Raw genomic sequence first — 16,502 nt, 5'->3', positions numbered from 1 at the left:
CGGACGCGTGAGGGAACGGAAGAAGAGACGACGATGCGATTCCATCTGATCGACCGGATCGAGAGCTGCGCGCCCCGCGAGCACATCACCGCGCGCAAGGTCACCTCCGCCGAGGAGACCTACTGGCAGGACACCGGCGACGGACCCGCGCTGCCCTTCGGGCTGGCCCTGGAGGCCCTGTGCCAGTCCGCCACCTGGCTGATCATGCTCTCCACCGACCACCGGCTGCGCGCCGCGCTGCTGGCGGTCGGCGAGGCCACCGCGCACCGCGCGGTGCGCCCCGGCGAGGTGCTGCGCCTGCACGCCACCGTCGAGTCGATGAGCGAGGAGGCCGCCCTGCTGGACGGCACCGTCACCGTGGACGGCGAGAACGTCCTCGAGGCGAGCGGCATCCTGTGCGCGCTCATCGACGCCGAACGCCTCGACGACCCGGCCGCCACCCGGCGCATGGCGCACCAGCTGCAGGGCGGGGGGCCGGTGCGATGACCCGCGTAGCCATCACCGGCGTCGGCGCCGTCACCCCGCTGGGCAACGACGCCGGCACCACCTGGCAGGGCCTGGCCGCCGGCCGCAGCGGCGTCGGGCCGCTGACCACCTTCGACGCGGCCGGCTTCCCGGTGCGTATCGCCGCCCAGGTCAAGGACTTCGACCCGGCCACGGCGATCCCGGCCCGCATCGGACGCAAACACCTCTCCCGGGTGGGCCTGTTCGGTGTCGCGGCCGCCTGGGAGGCGCTGCGCTCCGCGCGGGCCGAGGACCTGGGGGAGGAGGTGTACGACTTCGGCGAGCGCGGGGTGGCGATGGGCGCGAGCGTCGGCCGCCCCGAGCTGCAGGCCCTCCTGGACGTCGGCCACCTGCGCGCCACCACCGGCCGCGCGGACGCGTTCTTGTGCCACCCGCCGGCCGTCACCCTCACCGACGACCAGAACGTGCCGCTCAGCGCGATGGCCCGGATGATGTCCGCGACCGGGCCGATGATCGGGATCTCCACCGCCTGCTCCGGCTCCGGGCACGCCATCGGGGAGGCCTACCGCGCCATCCAGGAGGGCGACGCCCGGCTGATGGTCGCCGGCGGCTACGACTCCCTGACCACCTGGCTCGACCTGCTCGGCTTCAGCCTGCTGGGCGCGCTGACCGACCGTCACAACGACGATCCCGCACGCGCCTCGCGGCCCTTCGACGCCGACCGCTCCGGCTTCGTGATCGGCGAGGGCGCCGTCGCCGTCGTCCTGGAGGACCTCGACGCCGCCCGCGAGCGCGGCGCGCCCGTTCTGGGCGAGGTCCTCGGCTACGGCTCCACCCTCAACGCCTGGCGCATCACCGACTCCCCGCCGGACGGCTCCGGCGCCGTCCAGGCCATGGAGGCGGCGATCGGCGAATCCGGGCTGGGCACCGCCGGCATCGACTACGTCGTCGCGCACGGCACCAGCACCCACGGCAACGACCAGTCCGAGACGGTCGCCATCAAGAAGGTCTTCGCCGACGACGCCCGCCGTCTGGTGGTCAGCGCCCCCAAGTCGATGGCCGGCCACCTCACCTCCGCCAGCCTGGGCCTGGGCGTGCTGGCCGCGCTCGGCGCGATCCGCCACTCCCTGGTCCCGCCCACCGTCAACCTCGAGAGGCCCGACCGCGGCCTGGACCTCGACTACGTGCCGCACACCGCCCGCCCGATGCCGGTGGCGGCGGCCCTGATCAACGCGTTCGCGTTCGGCGGCAGCAACACCAGCCTCGTCGTCGGCGCCCCGCGGGAGGACACATGACCACCACCGTCCCCACCGCGGGACCCGCCCCCGTCCCCGCTGCGGGATCCACGGCCGTCACGACCGGCCCCGCCCCCGGCGCGGGATCCCAGGCCGCCGCCGTGCCCGGCGGCGGCCTGGGCGGGTTCGACCGGCTGCTGGAGGTTGTCGTCGGCGAGCGGGCGGCGGCCGTGCGCAACGTGCCCGCCACCCTGACCTGCTTCACCGACCACTTCCCGCGCCACCCCGTGCTGCCCGGCGTGCTGCTGCTGGAGAGCATGGCCGCGCTCGCCCGTACCGCCGCGGGCCCCGGCACCTGGCGCCTGGCCGCCGTGCGCGGCGTGCGCTTCAAGCACTTCGTCGGCCCCGGCGACCAGGTCCACCTCACCGTCGAGGTGACTGCTCACGGCCCGCACCGCACCGAGTGCCGGGCCACCGCCCGGGCCGGCGGCCGGGTGGTCGCCACCGCCCGTGTCCTGGCCCTGGTCAGCGACGAGACGACCCGGGAGGGCACAGCATGAGCGAGCAGCGCCGCCGCGTGATGGTCACCGGCATCGGCCTGATGACCGCGATCGGCCAGAGCGCCGCCGAGACCTGGCACAGCCTGCTGGAGGGCCGCTGCGGCATCGGACCGCTGCGCGCCTACGACCCCGCCCCGCTGCGCACCGGCATCGGCGCCGAGATCCCCTCCTTCACCCCCGCCCAGTGGGCCTCGCGGCGCACCCTGCGCATGCTGTGCCGCGGCGACCAGCTCGCCCTGGCCGGCGCCACCCTCGCCCTGCGGGACGCGGGCCTGGACGACGGGAGCGACCTGGGACAGCGCGCGGGCCTGTTCCTGGGCAGCAACAAGGAAATGCCCCGCATGGACGAGCTCATCGCCCAGCTGCAGGCCGTGCGCGCCGACGACGGCACCCCCGACCTGCACCGGCTGGGGCAGAGCGCCTCCTCGGTGATCGCCCCGCTGTTCTTCGTCGAGGGACTGCAGCCCGCCGCCGCCTTCCACATCTCCGAGAAGTACGGCATCCGCGGCGCCAACGCCTACTTCGCCGGCACCGCCGACTCCGGCGCGATGGCGATCGGCCGGGGCATGCGCACCGTACGCCGCGGCGAGGCCGACCTCGTGCTCGCGGGCGGCTACGACGACGCCACCGGCTGGTGGGCGATGTCCAAGATGGACGGCCTGGGCGTCCTGAGCACCCGCACCGACCTGGGCACCGAGGCCTTCCGGCCCTTCGACCGCGACCGCTCCGGCTCGGTCTTCGGCGAGGGAGCGGCCCTCCTGGTCCTGGAGGAACGCGAACACGCCCTGGCCCGCGGCGCCCGCTGCTACGCCGAGATCACCGGCTTCGGCGCCGGCAACGACTGCGTCCGCCCGCCCAGCCCCCAGCCCCGCGCCCGCGGCCTGGCCCGCGCCATCAACCGCGCCCTCGCCGATGCCCAGCGGCCCTTCCCCGACGGCAGCTACATCGCCGCGCACGGCTGCGCCACCCTGCAGGGCGACGCCAGCGAGACCGTCGCCCTGCACGACGCCCTGGGCACGGCCGCCAAGTCCGCCCAGATCAGCAGCGTCAAACCGCAGACCGGGCACCTCGTCGGCGGCGCCGGCGCACTGAACGCGGCCGTCGCCGCCCTCGCCCTGGACAGCGGCACCGTGCCCGCCACCCTCAACCTCCACCACCCCGCCGCCGAGTGCGACCTCGACTACGTCCCCCTCACCCCCCGCCACACCCGGCCCGACAGCGCCCTGGCCCTGGCCCGCGGCCTGGAGGGCCAGGCCGTCGCCGTCGCCCTGGGACGGACCTCATGACCGACACACCCGCAACACCCGCCATATCCGAAAGGAGTGCGGCCATGACCGACGTCCACGACCGCGCCGTACGGCCGGACACCGCGGCCCGGCCCCGGACCGTGGTGGTCTGCGGTGTCGGCGCCGTGACCGCCCAGGGCGAGGGCGCCGCCGCGCTGTGGGAGGGCATCCGGGCCGGGCATTCGGCCATCGGCCCGGTCACCGGCATGCCGATGGACGGCTACGGCACGGCCATCGGCGGCGAAGTGCCCCCCCTGTCCCGGCCCGCCTACGACTACCTGGCCGCCTTCGGCGGCAGCGAGCGGGAACCGGCCGTCGACTTCGCGCTGACCGCCGCCGCCGAAGCCCTCCAGCAGGCGGGCCTTGCGGGCCTGCCCGCCGAACGCTGGGGGGTGGCGTTCGGCTCCTGCAACGGCGGCCTGCGCAGCGCCGAGAAACTCGCCCGCCGCAGCCGCGAGGGCACCACCCTGCAGGGCGACGCCCTGCACTACCTGCTGGTCCCGCCGCAGGCCATCGCCGAGGCACTCAGCGGCGCCTTCGCTCTCAAGGGGCCGGCCCTGTCCGTCAACACCGCCTGCGCCTCGGGCGCGCACGCCATCGCGCACGCCGCCGAGGCGATCGCCGCGGGCCGCGCGGACGCGATGCTCGCCGGCGGCAGCGACGCCTTCACCGAGACCGCGTTCGCCGGCTTCACCAGCCTCCAGTCACTGTCGGAGAAACCCGCCGCCCCCTACTCCAAGGACCGCGACGGGCTGTCCCTGGGCGAAGGCGCGGGCATGCTGGTGCTGGCCGAGGAGTCGGTGGCCCGCGCCGCGGGCGCCCCCGTCCTGGCGGAGGTCCTCGGCTACGGCCTGTCCGCCGACGGCTACCACGCCACCGCCCCGCACCCCGAGGGCGAGGGCGCCGCCCGCGCCATCCGCGGCGCCCTGAAGGCCGCCGGCATCACCCCGGGGGACGTCGGCTACATCAACGGCCACGGCACCGGCACCCCCAAGAACGACTCCGCCGAGTCCAACGCGGTGCGTGCCGCGTTCGGCGAGGCCGCCCAGAAGACCGCCCTGAGCAGCTCCAAGTCGATGATCGGCCACCTGCTGGGCGCGGCCGGCGCGGTCGAGGCCATCGTCACCGTCAAGGCCCTGGTCGAACAGATCGCCCCGCCGACCGCCAACTTCACCGGCACCGACCCCAAGTGCGGGCTGGACGCGGTCCCCGACACCGGCCGCGAACTGGCCATGAACGCCGCCCTGTCCAACAACTTCGCCTTCGCCGGCGCCAACGCCTGCGTCGCCTTCGGCTGGCCCTCCGGACGGCGCTTCACCGTCCCCGCCCCGCCCGCCGCCGAGAAGGTCGTCATCACCGGGGGCGCCGCCCTCACCCCCGCCGGCGAAGGCCTCGAGGCGCTGTGGGAGGCCTGGCGGCAGGGGCGGCGGCTGGGCGCCGACGAGGACGGCCTGCGCGTGGCCCGCGCCGTCTTCGACGCGGGCGCCCACATCGGCGCCCGCGACCGGCGCCGCATGGACCGCCTCTCCCAGCTCGCCGTCGCCTCCTGCCGCGCCGCCCTCGCCCACGCCGGCCTTCAGGCCGACGAGCACACCGGGGTCGTCCTGGGCACCGGACTGGGCCCGATGCGCAGCATCGAGGACTTCCTGCTGCCGGTGCTGGGCGGCTGCCCCGCCCACGGCAGCCCCGCCGTCTTCCCCAACACCGTCTTCAACGCCGCCGCCGGCCAGGTCGCCATGCACGTCGGCGCCAAGGGCCCCACCTCCACCGTCACCACCGGACACGCCGCCGGCGCCTCCGCCCTGACCGTCGCCCACGACCTGCTGCTGCAGCACCGCGCCGAGGCGGTGCTGTGCCCGGCGGTCGAGGACCTCTCCCCGGGCGTGCTGGCCGCCTACCGCCAGCTGCCGCTGTTCGACGACGCCGGCTACACCCTGGCCGAGGCCGGCATCGCCCTCGTCCTGGAACGCGAATCCAGCGCCCGCGCCCGCGGCGCCCGCATCCTGGCCGAGTTCGCCGGCCACGGCGCCGCCGGCGACGCGGCCGGCATCGGCCGCTGGAATGCCGACGGCGAGGGCGTCGAGCGCGCCATGCGCGCCGCCCTCACCCACGCCGGCCTCACCCCCGGCGAGCTGACCGGCATCTGGGCCAACGCCGCCGGCCTCACCCGCGCGGACACTCCCGAGGCCCTCGCCACCGGCCGGCTGGCCGCCGAGGCCCACTGCCCGGTGCACACCCCCAAACAGACCCTGGGCGAACCGGTCGGCGCGGGCGCCCAGCTCGCCGCCCTCCTCGCCCTCACCGCCTGGACCACCCCGGCAAGCGGGGTGGCGGCGGGGCCGGTGCTCATCAACAGCTCCTCGCTCGGCGGCACCCACATCAGCCTCGTCCTGCGTCCCGCAACGGAGAACTGACCATGCCCCACACCCCCACCGCCCCGCCCGCCGAACCCCGCGCCCGCCATGTCTCGGTCCTGGCCACCGGCGCCCACCTGCCGGGCGAGGCCCTCGACAACGACGCCCTGGCCCGCATCACGGGCCCGCTGCCCGCCGACGTCCTGGACGGCATCCAGGTCAAGCGCCGGCACTGGATGATCGACCCGGCCACCGGCGCCCACACCACCAGCACCTCGCAGATGGCCACCGCCGCCGCCCGCCAGGCCCTCGAGCGGGCCGGCGTCCAGGCGGACGAGATCGACCTGATCGTCCTGTCCACCGCCAGCCCCGACTACCTCCTGCCCGTCGCCGCCACCTACGTCCAGCAGCAGCTCGGCCTCAAGGACTGCGCGGTCATCGAGGTCCGCGCCGGCTGCGTGGGCGCCGTCCAGGCCCACGACATCGCCCGCCGCCTGCTCGCCGACGGCACCTACACCACCGCCCTGGTCATCGGCGCCGAGGCCGTCTCCCCGCTGCTGGCCCCCGTCTTTTTGGGCCGCGACCCCGAACGCGTACGGATGCGCGACCGGCTGACCGTCTACACCTTCGGCGACGGCGCCGGCGCCCTGGTGCTGCGCGCCGGCGAGGAGGGCTCCGCCCACGGCCGCCACCGCCCCGTCTTCGCCACCCGCTCCCTGGGCGGCGCCCGCAAACCCGGCATGCTCATCGTCGGCGGCGGCACCGACGCCCCCCTCGCCGAACAGCAGCGCCGCCCCCGCCTGATGGACATCCGCCTCGACATCCCCGGCACCGCCCAGTTCGGCCCCCGCGTCTTCGTCGAGGGCATCCACGACCTGCTCACCCGCTCCGGCCTGACCCTGGCCGACCTCGACGCGTGCGTGCTGCCCGAGGGCAACGCCGAGTACTTCGCGAGCGAGTACGCCGCCGCCGGACTGCCGCCCGCCGACCAGGCCACCCTGAGCAAGACCATCGTGGAGAACCTCACCGACGTCGGCGCCACCGGCTCCGCCGCCGTCCCCCTGGCCCTCGACGCCGGCTGGCGCGAGGGCCGCATCCGCCCCGGCGACACGGTCCTGCTGCTGGCCATCGAGGCCAGCCGCTACCTGTACGCGGGCCTCACCCTCACCTGGGACGCCCCCTTCCCCGGCCGCTGACCCGCCCCGGACACCCGCCCGCCGCCCCTGTGACCTGCGCCCCCGCACCCGCGGGACGCCGAGACCGAAGGACGAGAGAACGTGTCGATACACGAGACGGAGCGCACCGCCCGCAGCGTGGAGGAACGCAACAAGCAGACCATCCGCCGGGTCTTCGACGCCTTCGTCAACCAGGGCGACTTCTCCGTCGTCGACGAGATCTACAGCCCCCGCATGATCGACCACCAGCCGCTGCCCGGCGCCCCCGAAGGCCTCGAAGGCGTCCGCTACACCATCGCCGGCCTGCGCGAGGGCTTCCCCGACCTGCACGTGACCATCGAGGACATGAGCGCCCACGGCGACCACGTCGTCATCCACAACACCTGGCGCGGCACCCACCTCGGCGACTTCCTCGGCGCGCCGCCCACCGGACAGGCCATCGAGTTCACCGGCGTCGTGGTGTGGCGGCTGCTGGCCGACGGCCTGATCGCCGAACGCTGGGGCATCGGCGTGGAGTCCAACATGCTGGCCGTGCTCGGCCTGCGCCGGCTCGCCCCCGCCGCCCGCACCGCGGCCCGCCGCACCGTCACGAGCGCCGGCGCCCTGCTGCCGCTGCCGCCCGGCGCCGCCGGCGCCTGGCACGCCCTGCAGGCCGAGCTCGCCGGAAAGCAACTGCGCGCCTACGAGGCCTCCCGGCGCCGCGCGGGCATCCTCCAGGAGTCCTTCGCCCTCCAGCCCCTGGGCGGCCAGGACGTCCTGGTCCACCGGATCGAGGCCCGCGACCCGCAGGGCGCCGCCCGCCGGCTGGCGGCCTCCGCCGACCCCTTCGACTCCTGGCTGCGCCGGGAAGCGGCCGCGGTGCTGGGCACCGACCCGTGGACCCACCTGGCCGCCAACGCCGCCCAGGCCGGCCACACCTGGATGTCCGTCACCAGCGAACTGGCCACCACAGGCTGACCACCGCCGGCCGACCGCCGTCCGAGCACCGGGGGACCGGCACCCCACCACTTCTCTAGCAAAGACACCGACACTGTCACTGCTAGACGGTCACTGCTAGACGACAACTGCCCCGTGCACGGCTCAGGAAGGAACCGATGATGCGGCAACGAAAACTCGGCAGCCAGGGGCTGGAGGTCTCCGAGCAGGGACTCGGCTGCATGGGCATGACCTTCGCCTACGGGCCCGCCGACGACCAGGAAGCCCTGCGCACCGCGCACCGCGCCCTGGAACTGGGCGTGAACCTCCTGGACACCGCGGACTTCTACGGCCCGCACAGCAACGAGGAGTTCGTCGCCCGCGTCATCGCCGGCCGCCGCGACAGCATCACCGTCTCCTCCAAGGTCGGCAACGAGGTCACCGCCGACGGCACCATCACCGGCCGCCTCAACGGCCGCCCCGACTACATCCGCACCTCCATCGACGCCACCCTGCGCCGGCTGGGCACCGACCGCCTCGACCTGTACTACCTGCACCGCGTCGACCCCGCCGTCCCCGTCGAGGAATCCACCGGCGCACTCGCCGACCTCGTCACCGCCGGCAAGGTCCGCCACCTCGGCATCTGCGAGGCGTCCGCCGCCACCATCCGCCGCGCCCACGCCGTGCACCCGCTCACCGCCGTACAGACCGAGTACTCCCTGTCCACCCGCGACGTCGAGGCCAACGGCGTCCTTGCGGCCGTCCGCGAGCTGGGCATCGGCTTCGTCGGCTACAGCCCGCTGGGCCGCGGCCTGCTCACCGGAGCCATCCGCAGCCTCGACGCCCTCGCCGAACACGACTTCCGCCGCGTCGTGCCCCGCTTCCAGCAGGGCAACCTCGAGACGAACCTGCACGTCGTGGAGCGGCTGCAGGCACTGGCCGCCGCCAAGAAGATCACCGCCGGACAGCTCGCCCTCGCCTGGGTCCTCGCCCAGGGCGACGACGTCGTCGCCATCCCCGGCACCAAACGCGTCACCTACCTGGAGGAGAACCTCGCCGCCTGCGCCGTCGAGCTGAGCGCGGCCGACCTCGCCGCCCTCGACGAGATCGCCCCCCACGGCTCCACGGCGGGCGACCGCTACCCCGTCGGTGCCATGGCCACCCTCGAGGGCTGACCCCCGACCCCGGCCCGCGGGCCTTCGAAGGCGAAGTGAGTGCGATAACCATGGCGAACATCACGATCATCGGCGGCGGACTGGCCGGCCTGACCGCGGCGATCTCCGCCGCCGAACAGGGCGCCCGCGTCACCGTCCACGAGGCCCACTCCCACACCGGCGGCCGCGCCCGCTCGGCCGCCGGCCCCTACGTCACCAACGACGGGCCGCACACCTTCTTCGACAACGGCGACGCCTGGCACTGGCTGCTGCAGCGCGGACTGGCCGGCCGCTACGTGCGGCTGTCCTTCCACGAGTGGACCCGGATGCGCTTTCGCCACCAGGGCCGGCTGCGGATGACCCTGCCGTCCGGCTACATGAAGATGACCTGGCGCCACCGCGGCATCGAGGTCCCCGTCGACCGCTCCTTCCAGGACTGGGCCAGTGAACGCTTCGCCCAGCAGACCGTGAACGAGGCCCTCGGCTTCCTCGGCCCGATCCTCTTCGACGGCGACCCCGGACGGCTGTCGGCGGCCTTCGTGTGGGAGCGGCTGCTGCGCGTGGGCACCCCCCGCTTCCCGCTGCCCAGCCGCTACTTCATCGGCGGCTGGGGCGCGCTGATCGCCCGCATGGAACGCGTCGCCCGCGCCCGCGGCGTCATCATCGAGACCGGCTCACGGCTGAGCGAACTGCCCGCCGGCGGACCGGTGATCGTGGCGACCTCGCTGGCCTCCGCGCGCAGCCTGCTCGGCGACCCCGGCCTTGAATGGCCCAGCGGCACCGCCGCCCTGCTGGACATGGCCGTCACCCACTCCAAGAAGGACGGCAACGTCTCCTTCGACATGGACGAGGGCGGCTTCACCTCCCAGTACTCCGACCACGACCCCTCCCTCGCCCCCAACGGCCAGGCCCTCTTCCAGGGACAGATGCCGCTGCGGCCCGGCGAGTCGAAGGCCGACGCCCTGGCCCGGCTGGAGAAACTCTTCGACCTGACCACCCCCGGCTGGCGCACCCGCCTCCTGTGGCGCCGCGAAGGCGTCTCCCGCGGCCGCACCGGCGCCCTGGACCTGCCCGGCCTCAGCTGGCGCGACCGGCCCGCCGTCGACCGCGGGGACGGCGTGTTCCTGGCCGGCGACAGCGTCGCCGCCCCCGGCATCCTCGCCGAGACCTCCATCAACAGCGCCCTGCGGGCCGCCCAACTCGCCCTGAACGCCCGGCCGGCGGCGCACCGTCCCGCGGTACTCGGGCGATGAGTCCCCCTTCGCGTCCCACCCCACCCTGTTAGGGAGCGCAGCACATGAGAATCACCCTGTCCGAGCGCGGCACCCCGGACTGGCAGACCGCCGCGGACCTCGCCCGGCTGGTGTTCGCCAAGCAGTACCAGGCGAGCATCTCGCCCGACCCGGACGGCTTCCTCGCCTTCTTCGAGACCGCCGCCGACGGCCAGGAGGAAGTCCTCGCCTGCGCGGGCCTGTCCTTCCCCGAGGAAGAGAGCATCCTGCTCGAGCGCTACCTCGACGCCCCCGTCGAAGACGTCATCACCCGGGCCGTGGGCGCCCCCGTCAAACGCTCCCAGGTCCTGCAGATCGGCTCCATCGCCTCGGTACGGGCCGCCGCCGGCGCCGAGATCATCAAGGCGATCCCGCTGATCATGGCCTGCCTGGGCCGCCCGTACGCGGTGATGACCATGACCGGCCGGCTCGCCGCCCTCATGCAGCGCCTGGGCTGCGTCTTCCACCCCCTCGCCGACGCCAGCGCGGAACGCCTGCCCGAAGGCGAACGGGCCGCATGGGGCTCCTACTACGACACCCGGCCCGTCGTCGGCTACGCCGAGGCCGCCGAGCAGTCCACCCTGCTGCTGGCCGCCATCGGCCGCTACTGCTTCACCTCGGTCGACATGCGGCTGCTGAGCAACCGCCCGCAGCAGGGGGTGCTCACCCGTGCCGCCTGACACCCCCGCCCGCCTCTCCCTCGCCCAGGGACTCCTCAAGCGGGCCGGCAGCGACGCCGTCATGGTCCGCGTGCTGGCCGCCGACGGCTCGGCGCCCGCCGCCTTCAGCTACCGCGACCTGACCGGCGCCGCCCTCACCCTGGCCGCCCGGCTCCAGGAACAGGCCCAGGCGCTGGGCCGGCCGGCCCGGGTGGGACTGCTCGCGGAGAACTCGCCCGAATGGGTCGTAGCCGACCTGGCCGCCCTGTTCGCCGGCGCCGTCGAGATCCCCGTCCCGACCGCCTTCACCGCACAGCAGGCCGCCTCCCTCCTGGAAAGCGCCGACCTGTGCCTCACCGACACCGCAGGCGAAGCCGCCCTGGCCCGCTGGCGCGCCGGCAACCCCCAGCCCGTCCTGCCCGACGGCTGCCGCGTCCTTCCCCTCGACCTGCCCGCCCTGGCCCGCGCACCCCGCCCCGCCGCGCCCCCGCAGATTCCCGGACACGACGAGATCATCAAGGTCATCCACACCTCCGGCACCACCTCCGCCCCCAAGGGCGTACAGATCCGCCGGCACGGCCTGGACGAACTCCTCACCTCCCTGCGCGCCCGCACCCGCCCGGAGATCTTCGAGCGCTATCTGTCCATCGTCCCGCTCAGCCTCCTCATCGAGCAGGTCGCCGGCCTCTACATGCCCTTCCTGGCAGGCGGTTCGGTGTCCTTCCTGCCGCCGGGCACCGCCCTGGTCGGCACCGCCGCCGACGCCGCCCCCCGCATGCTCACCCTGCTGCGAGCGGCCCGCCCCACCGCCCTGGTCGTGCCGCCCACCGTCGCCGGCCTCTTCCTCGCCCTGTGCGACCAGCAGCCCGCCGAGAGCATCCCCGAGCGCCACCGGCGGATCTTCGGACACGACGGGCCGGTCTTCATCGCCTGCGGCGGCGCCCCCGTCCCCCCGGAGATCCTCCAGCGCCTCGACGCCTACGGACTGACCGTCCACGAGGGCTACGGGCTGAGCGAGAACTCCTCCGTGGTGTCCTGGAACTTCCCCGGCGCCGTCCGCTTCGGCACCGTCGGCCGCCCCCTGGACCACGTGCAGGCCGAACTCGCCGACGACGGCGAACTCCTCATCCGCAGCACCTCCCTGTTCGCCGGCTACACCCGCGAGGACCCCTCCAGCGTCGTCGTCGACGACCAGGGCCGCCTGCACACCGGCGACCTCGCCGAGATCGACGCCGACGGCTATCTGCGGATCACCGGACGCAAGAAGAACCTCGTCATCACCGCGGGCGGCCGCAACGTGGCCCCCGAATGGGTCGAGGCCCGCTACCGCGAACTCGGCTTCGTCCGCGAGGCCGCCGTCGTCGCCGACGGCCTCGACCAGGTCCACGGCCTGTTCGTCATCGACGCCGGCCTCGACCACGACACCGCCCGCCGCGAGATCACCGACTTCGGCCGGCAAAAACTCTCCGGCATCGAACGCGCCGCCGTCGTCCACCTCATGTCCGAGGACGACCCCGCCTACGCCACCTGCTTCACCGTCACCGGACGCCCCCGCCGCGACGTCGTGCGCGCGCACGTCCTCGACCAGCCCCACACCCCCGCCGCGGCCGCGGCCCCCGAGACCCAGGAGAAGGCATGAGCACGGCTGTGAAGACCACCCCCTACGGCACCGGCAGCGGCCTGCTGGTCGAGGCCGCAGGCCCCGGCGGCCTCGACGGCGTCGACCCCAAGGAACTGCGCGACCTGCTCTCCCAGGCCGGCTTCCTGCTGCTGCGCGGCTTCGGCGCGGACATGGACGCCTTCACCGCCCTGGTGCAGCACACCTCCACCTCCACCACCCTCGACCCCGCCCGCGACTTCTACTCCGAGGTCGCCCAGAAGGTCGACGCCGGCTTCGACGAGGTGGGCCTGCACACCGAGAACGGCAACAGCCCCTTCCGCTCCCACCTCGCCTGGTTCTTCTGCGAGAAGGCCGCCTCCTCCGGCTCCCAGACCACCGTCTGCGACGGCTACCGCGTCTGGGACGCCCTCAGCCCCCAGGCCCGTACGGCATTCGCGGCCCAGGACATCGTCTACAGCCGCTACGTCGCCGAGCCGCAGTGGCGGGCGATGGCCCACCACCTGCTGGGCCGCACCAAGCCCGCCGACCAGATCGGCGTCGAAGAACTCCTCGCACTGGCAGGCCAGTTGCCGGGCACCGAGATCGTGCCGCAGGACGACGGCGGGGTGCGCTACTCCTTCACCACCCCCGCCGCCGGCACCACCGTGTTCGGGCCGCGCCCCTCCTTCGCCAACAGCATCCTGGGCCCCTCCTTCAACTACGAGAAGCCCACCATCACCTTCGCCGACGGCACCGCCCTGTCCCCGCAGCTGCTGGCCGAGGTCGAAGAGGTGACCGCCCGCCTCACCGAGAACCTCGACTGGCAGGACGGCGACGCCGCCGTCATCGACAACACCCGCGTCATGCACGGCCGGCGCGCCATCACCGACCCCGACCGCACCATCTACAACGCCCTCAGCTACATCGAGGCACCCGCCGCCTGACCGGGCCGCCCCTCCCGCCCCCACCCCCCACCGGACGAAGAAAGGGGAGAGGGGCAGAGGGGCGGGAGGCAGCTTCATCCGAGAGGGAGCCATGACCACCGACCACACCGCCGCCCGCACGACGGACACCGCACCCGCCGGCGCCGCAGCGGACCCCCGCCGCTGGCGCCTGCTCGTCTTCGTCGCCCTCGCCCAGTTCATGGTGCTCCTCGACACCACCGTGGTGAACCTCGCCCTGCCCGCCATCCAGGCCGACCTCAAGGCCGGCGCCACCGCCGTCGAATGGGTGCTGACCGCCTACATCCTGTGCTTCGGCGGCCTCATGCTGCTCGGCGGCCGCACCGCCGACCGCTGGGGCAGGCGGCGCACCTTCCTGCTCGGCGCCCTGCTGTTCACCGCCGCCTCCCTGCTGTGCGGACTCGCCCAGGGCGCCGGCCTGCTGATCGCCGCCCGCGCCCTGCAGGGCTGCGGCGCCGCGTTCCTCTCACCGGCCGCGATGTCCCTGGTCACCACCACCTTCCCCAAGGGCCGCGAACGCACCACCGCGCTCGCCGTGTGGGCCGCGCTGGCCGGCCTCGGCGGCACCCTCGGCGTCATCGCCGGCGGCCTGATCACCGACAGCCTCAGCTGGCGCTGGATCTTCTACATCAACCTGCCCTTCGGGATCGTCGCCGTCGCCGGCGTCCTGCTGCTGTCCCGGGGCCGCCCCGAGACCCGTATCCGCGGCTCGCGCCCCGACATCGCCGGCGCCGTCACCGTCACCGCGGGCCTGGCCGCCCTCGTCTACGCCATCGTCAACATCCAGGACCACGGCGCCGCCTCCGCGCCCTACGTCCTGGCCCCGGCCGCCGCCTCCCTCGCCCTGCTCGCCGCGTTCGTCCTGATCGAACGCCGCACCCCGGACCCGCTGATGCCGCTGCACCTGTTCGCCACCCGCTCCCTGGCCACCGCGGGCCTGGGCCGCGTCCTGACCAGCGGCGTGCAGGCGTCCGTGCTCTTCCTGTGCAGCTACTACCTGCAGCGCACCCTGGGCTACTCCACCCTCAAGTCCGGGTTCGCGTTCCTGCCTCTGGGCGTCGTCGCCATCCTCGTCACCGCCCCCGCCACCCGCATCATGCACAAGGCCGGCCCCCGCCCCGTCTACCTCGCCGGCGCCGCCGGCTCCGTGCTCGGCCTCCTCCTGCTCACCCAGGCCCCGGCCGACGGCACCTACCTGCTGCACCTGCTGCCCGCCCTGCTCATCCTCGGCGCGTCCATGCAGTGCTGCGGCATCCCCGTCAACGTGCACGGCGTCTCCGACATCCCCGCCCGCCAGCAGGGCATCGCCTCCGGCGTCCTGGTCGCCGCCTTCCAGGTCGGCGCCTCCCTCGGCGTGGCCACCGTCGCCACCAGCGCCCTGACCCGCACCACCCACGAACTCACCCACCACACCGCCCCCGCCCTGGCCTGGCTGGACGGCCTCCACCTCGGCTTCTGGATCGCCACCGGCATCGGCGTCCTCAACCTGCTCACCGCCTACTTCGGACTGCCCCGCCACCGCCGCGCCCCCGCCCCGGCCGGCCCCCGCACCGCCTGACCACCCCCCAACCCCCCCAGCCCCCCAACAAACACGGAGAGGCCCATGGCACGCCCCGGAGACACCCTCCACCTCGGCAAGGACAAGCTCACCTTCCTGACCACCGCCGCCGAAACCGACGGCGCCTTCGTCGAAGTCGAAGTCGAGTACGCCCCCGCCGTCATCAAACCGCCCCAGCACTACCACCCCCGCCAGACCGAACACATGCGCCTCGAAAGCGGCCGCCTCAGCCTCCAACTCGACGGCGTCCTGCACGAGTACGAACAAGGCGCCGACTTCTACATCCCGCCGGGCGCCGTCCACTCCATGTGGAACCCCGGCCCCGAACCCACCCGGGTCATCTGGCGCACCACCCCCGCCTACCAGACCGAAACCGTCTTCGAGACCCTCTGGGGCCTGACCAACGAAGGCCGGCTGCGCCCCGATGGCACCCCCCGCCTGCAGATGCCGCTGCTCGCCCTCGCCTTCCGCGACGAGTACCGCGTCGTCACCGGCCGCCCCTACCCCCTCGACACGGCCCTGTGCCTGCTGCTGTCCCCGCTCTCCCTGGCCTGCGGCTACCGCCCCACCTACCGCCCGCCCCAGAACACCACGACCCTCCAGCCCACCGCCTGAACACACCGGCAGCGGCACGCAGTTCGAGCCGGACCCAAGGGCGCAGCGAGCCGTGCGCCCTAGCGTCGGCCCCAACCGAAGACGGCCGATGCGTGGAGGAATGGTCATGGCCACCGAAGCACACGAATTCACCCTGCCCGGCGCGGATCTCCCGCAGCCCGACGCCGAACTGCGCAAGAAGCGCGAGGCGGTCGTCCTGCAGCACACGGTCGCCGAGATCGCCTGGGACATCGACGGCGTGCTGGCCACCTTCCCGCGCGGCGGCGTCTACCGCATCCAGGCCTTCGAAGAGGGCCCGCTGATCGGCGAAGAAGCCATCAAGAAGGGCTACTTCGCCGACCTCAAGGCCGCCTTCCCCGACCTCGAGCACGAACTGCACCACGTGCACCACACGCCCACCGCCGTGATCCTCGAGGCACAGGCCCGCGGCAGGCAGCAGGCCGACTGGCGCGGCATCCCCAACCGCGGCAAGTCCATCGACGCCCCCGTCGCCGTCTTCTTCCACTTCGACGGCGACGTCCTGATCGACGAGACCCTCTACTTCGACATCGCCACCTTCCAGCGCCAGCTCGCCTGACCCCCCCCTTCCACGGGCGCGGCGCGGGGGGGGGTTAGAGGGGGAGGGGGGGGGAGGGCAGGAAGAAAATAGGGGAGGGGGGAGCAGGGCGGGGTAAGAGGGAGGGGGGAGGAGCT

15 protein-coding genes are annotated in these 16,502 nt (G+C 74.0%); all 15 read left to right on the top strand.

The window, feature by feature from the left end; translation table 11 throughout:
* The first annotated feature begins 33 nt into the window (after positions 1 to 33).
* The 15 genes from ACZ7M2_RS29795 to ACZ7M2_RS29725 all read left to right on the top strand — a co-directional run bounded on the left by ACZ7M2_RS29795 (position 34) and on the right by ACZ7M2_RS29725 (position 16,386).
* Positions 34 to 486, top strand: a complete 453-nt coding sequence (locus tag ACZ7M2_RS29795) for a hotdog family protein (protein WP_471597897.1) — start codon at positions 34 to 36, stop codon at positions 484 to 486.
* The gene (locus ACZ7M2_RS29790) at positions 483 to 1,760 is read left to right on the top strand and encodes a beta-ketoacyl-[acyl-carrier-protein] synthase family protein (RefSeq protein WP_352053012.1); all 1,278 of its coding nucleotides are present in this window, start codon (positions 483 to 485) and stop codon (positions 1,758 to 1,760) included. Before ACZ7M2_RS29795 ends, ACZ7M2_RS29790 begins: the two co-directional genes overlap by 4 nt.
* Positions 1,757 to 2,260 (top strand): 3-hydroxyacyl-ACP dehydratase FabZ family protein, encoded by a 504-nt coding sequence (locus ACZ7M2_RS29785; RefSeq protein WP_471597896.1) that lies wholly within the window; start codon positions 1,757 to 1,759, stop codon positions 2,258 to 2,260. The genes ACZ7M2_RS29790 and ACZ7M2_RS29785 overlap by 4 nt, the downstream gene beginning before the upstream one ends.
* Positions 2,257 to 3,546: a beta-ketoacyl-[acyl-carrier-protein] synthase family protein gene (locus ACZ7M2_RS29780; protein WP_471597895.1), complete on the top strand. Its 1,290-nt coding sequence runs from the start codon at positions 2,257 to 2,259 to the stop codon at positions 3,544 to 3,546. Before ACZ7M2_RS29785 ends, ACZ7M2_RS29780 begins: the two co-directional genes overlap by 4 nt.
* Positions 3,547 to 3,590: 44 nt before the next feature.
* Positions 3,591 to 5,960 (top strand): beta-ketoacyl synthase N-terminal-like domain-containing protein, encoded by a 2,370-nt coding sequence (locus tag ACZ7M2_RS29775; protein ID WP_471597894.1) that lies wholly within the window; start codon positions 3,591 to 3,593, stop codon positions 5,958 to 5,960.
* A gap of 2 nt (positions 5,961 to 5,962) precedes the next feature.
* Complete coding sequence (locus tag ACZ7M2_RS29770; RefSeq protein WP_471597893.1) at positions 5,963 to 7,096, top strand: 3-oxoacyl-ACP synthase III family protein; 1,134 nt, start codon at positions 5,963 to 5,965, stop codon at positions 7,094 to 7,096.
* 81 nt (positions 7,097 to 7,177) lie between these two features.
* Positions 7,178 to 8,032 carry an ester cyclase gene (locus tag ACZ7M2_RS29765; RefSeq protein ID WP_471597892.1) on the top strand — a complete coding sequence of 285 codons (855 nt, stop codon included), beginning with the start codon at positions 7,178 to 7,180 and terminating at the stop codon, positions 8,030 to 8,032.
* A gap of 140 nt (positions 8,033 to 8,172) precedes the next feature.
* Complete coding sequence (locus ACZ7M2_RS29760) at positions 8,173 to 9,165, top strand: aldo/keto reductase (protein WP_471598160.1); 993 nt, start codon at positions 8,173 to 8,175, stop codon at positions 9,163 to 9,165.
* Positions 9,166 to 9,200: 35 nt separating this feature from the next.
* Positions 9,201 to 10,397, top strand: a complete 1,197-nt coding sequence (locus ACZ7M2_RS29755) for an FAD-dependent oxidoreductase (protein ID WP_471597891.1) — start codon at positions 9,201 to 9,203, stop codon at positions 10,395 to 10,397.
* A 44-nt stretch (positions 10,398 to 10,441) separates the two neighbouring features.
* The gene (locus tag ACZ7M2_RS29750) at positions 10,442 to 11,095 is read left to right on the top strand and encodes a thermostable hemolysin (protein WP_075032267.1); all 654 of its coding nucleotides are present in this window, start codon (positions 10,442 to 10,444) and stop codon (positions 11,093 to 11,095) included.
* Positions 11,085 to 12,713, top strand: coding sequence for an AMP-binding protein (locus ACZ7M2_RS29745; protein WP_471597890.1), 1,629 nt, complete (start codon positions 11,085 to 11,087; stop codon positions 12,711 to 12,713). Before ACZ7M2_RS29750 ends, ACZ7M2_RS29745 begins: the two co-directional genes overlap by 11 nt.
* Complete coding sequence (locus ACZ7M2_RS29740) at positions 12,710 to 13,618, top strand: TauD/TfdA family dioxygenase (protein WP_352053021.1); 909 nt, start codon at positions 12,710 to 12,712, stop codon at positions 13,616 to 13,618. The genes ACZ7M2_RS29745 and ACZ7M2_RS29740 overlap by 4 nt, the downstream gene beginning before the upstream one ends.
* A 91-nt stretch (positions 13,619 to 13,709) precedes the next feature.
* On the top strand, positions 13,710 to 15,194 hold the full coding sequence (locus ACZ7M2_RS29735) for an MFS transporter (RefSeq protein ID WP_471597889.1): 1,485 nt from the start codon (positions 13,710 to 13,712) through the stop codon (positions 15,192 to 15,194).
* Between the two features lie 45 nt (positions 15,195 to 15,239).
* Complete coding sequence (locus ACZ7M2_RS29730) at positions 15,240 to 15,809, top strand: cupin domain-containing protein (protein ID WP_471597888.1); 570 nt, start codon at positions 15,240 to 15,242, stop codon at positions 15,807 to 15,809.
* Between the two features lie 106 nt (positions 15,810 to 15,915).
* The gene (locus ACZ7M2_RS29725; protein WP_054231420.1) at positions 15,916 to 16,386 is read left to right on the top strand and encodes an ester cyclase; all 471 of its coding nucleotides are present in this window, start codon (positions 15,916 to 15,918) and stop codon (positions 16,384 to 16,386) included.
* The last annotated feature ends 116 nt before the right edge of the window (positions 16,387 to 16,502 follow it).

It is taken from the genome of Streptomyces sp. NPDC111507 (genome assembly GCF_055638955.1).
The sequence above is the reverse complement of the archived record's forward strand: the minus strand, read 5'-3'. Positions and strand labels throughout refer to the sequence as shown.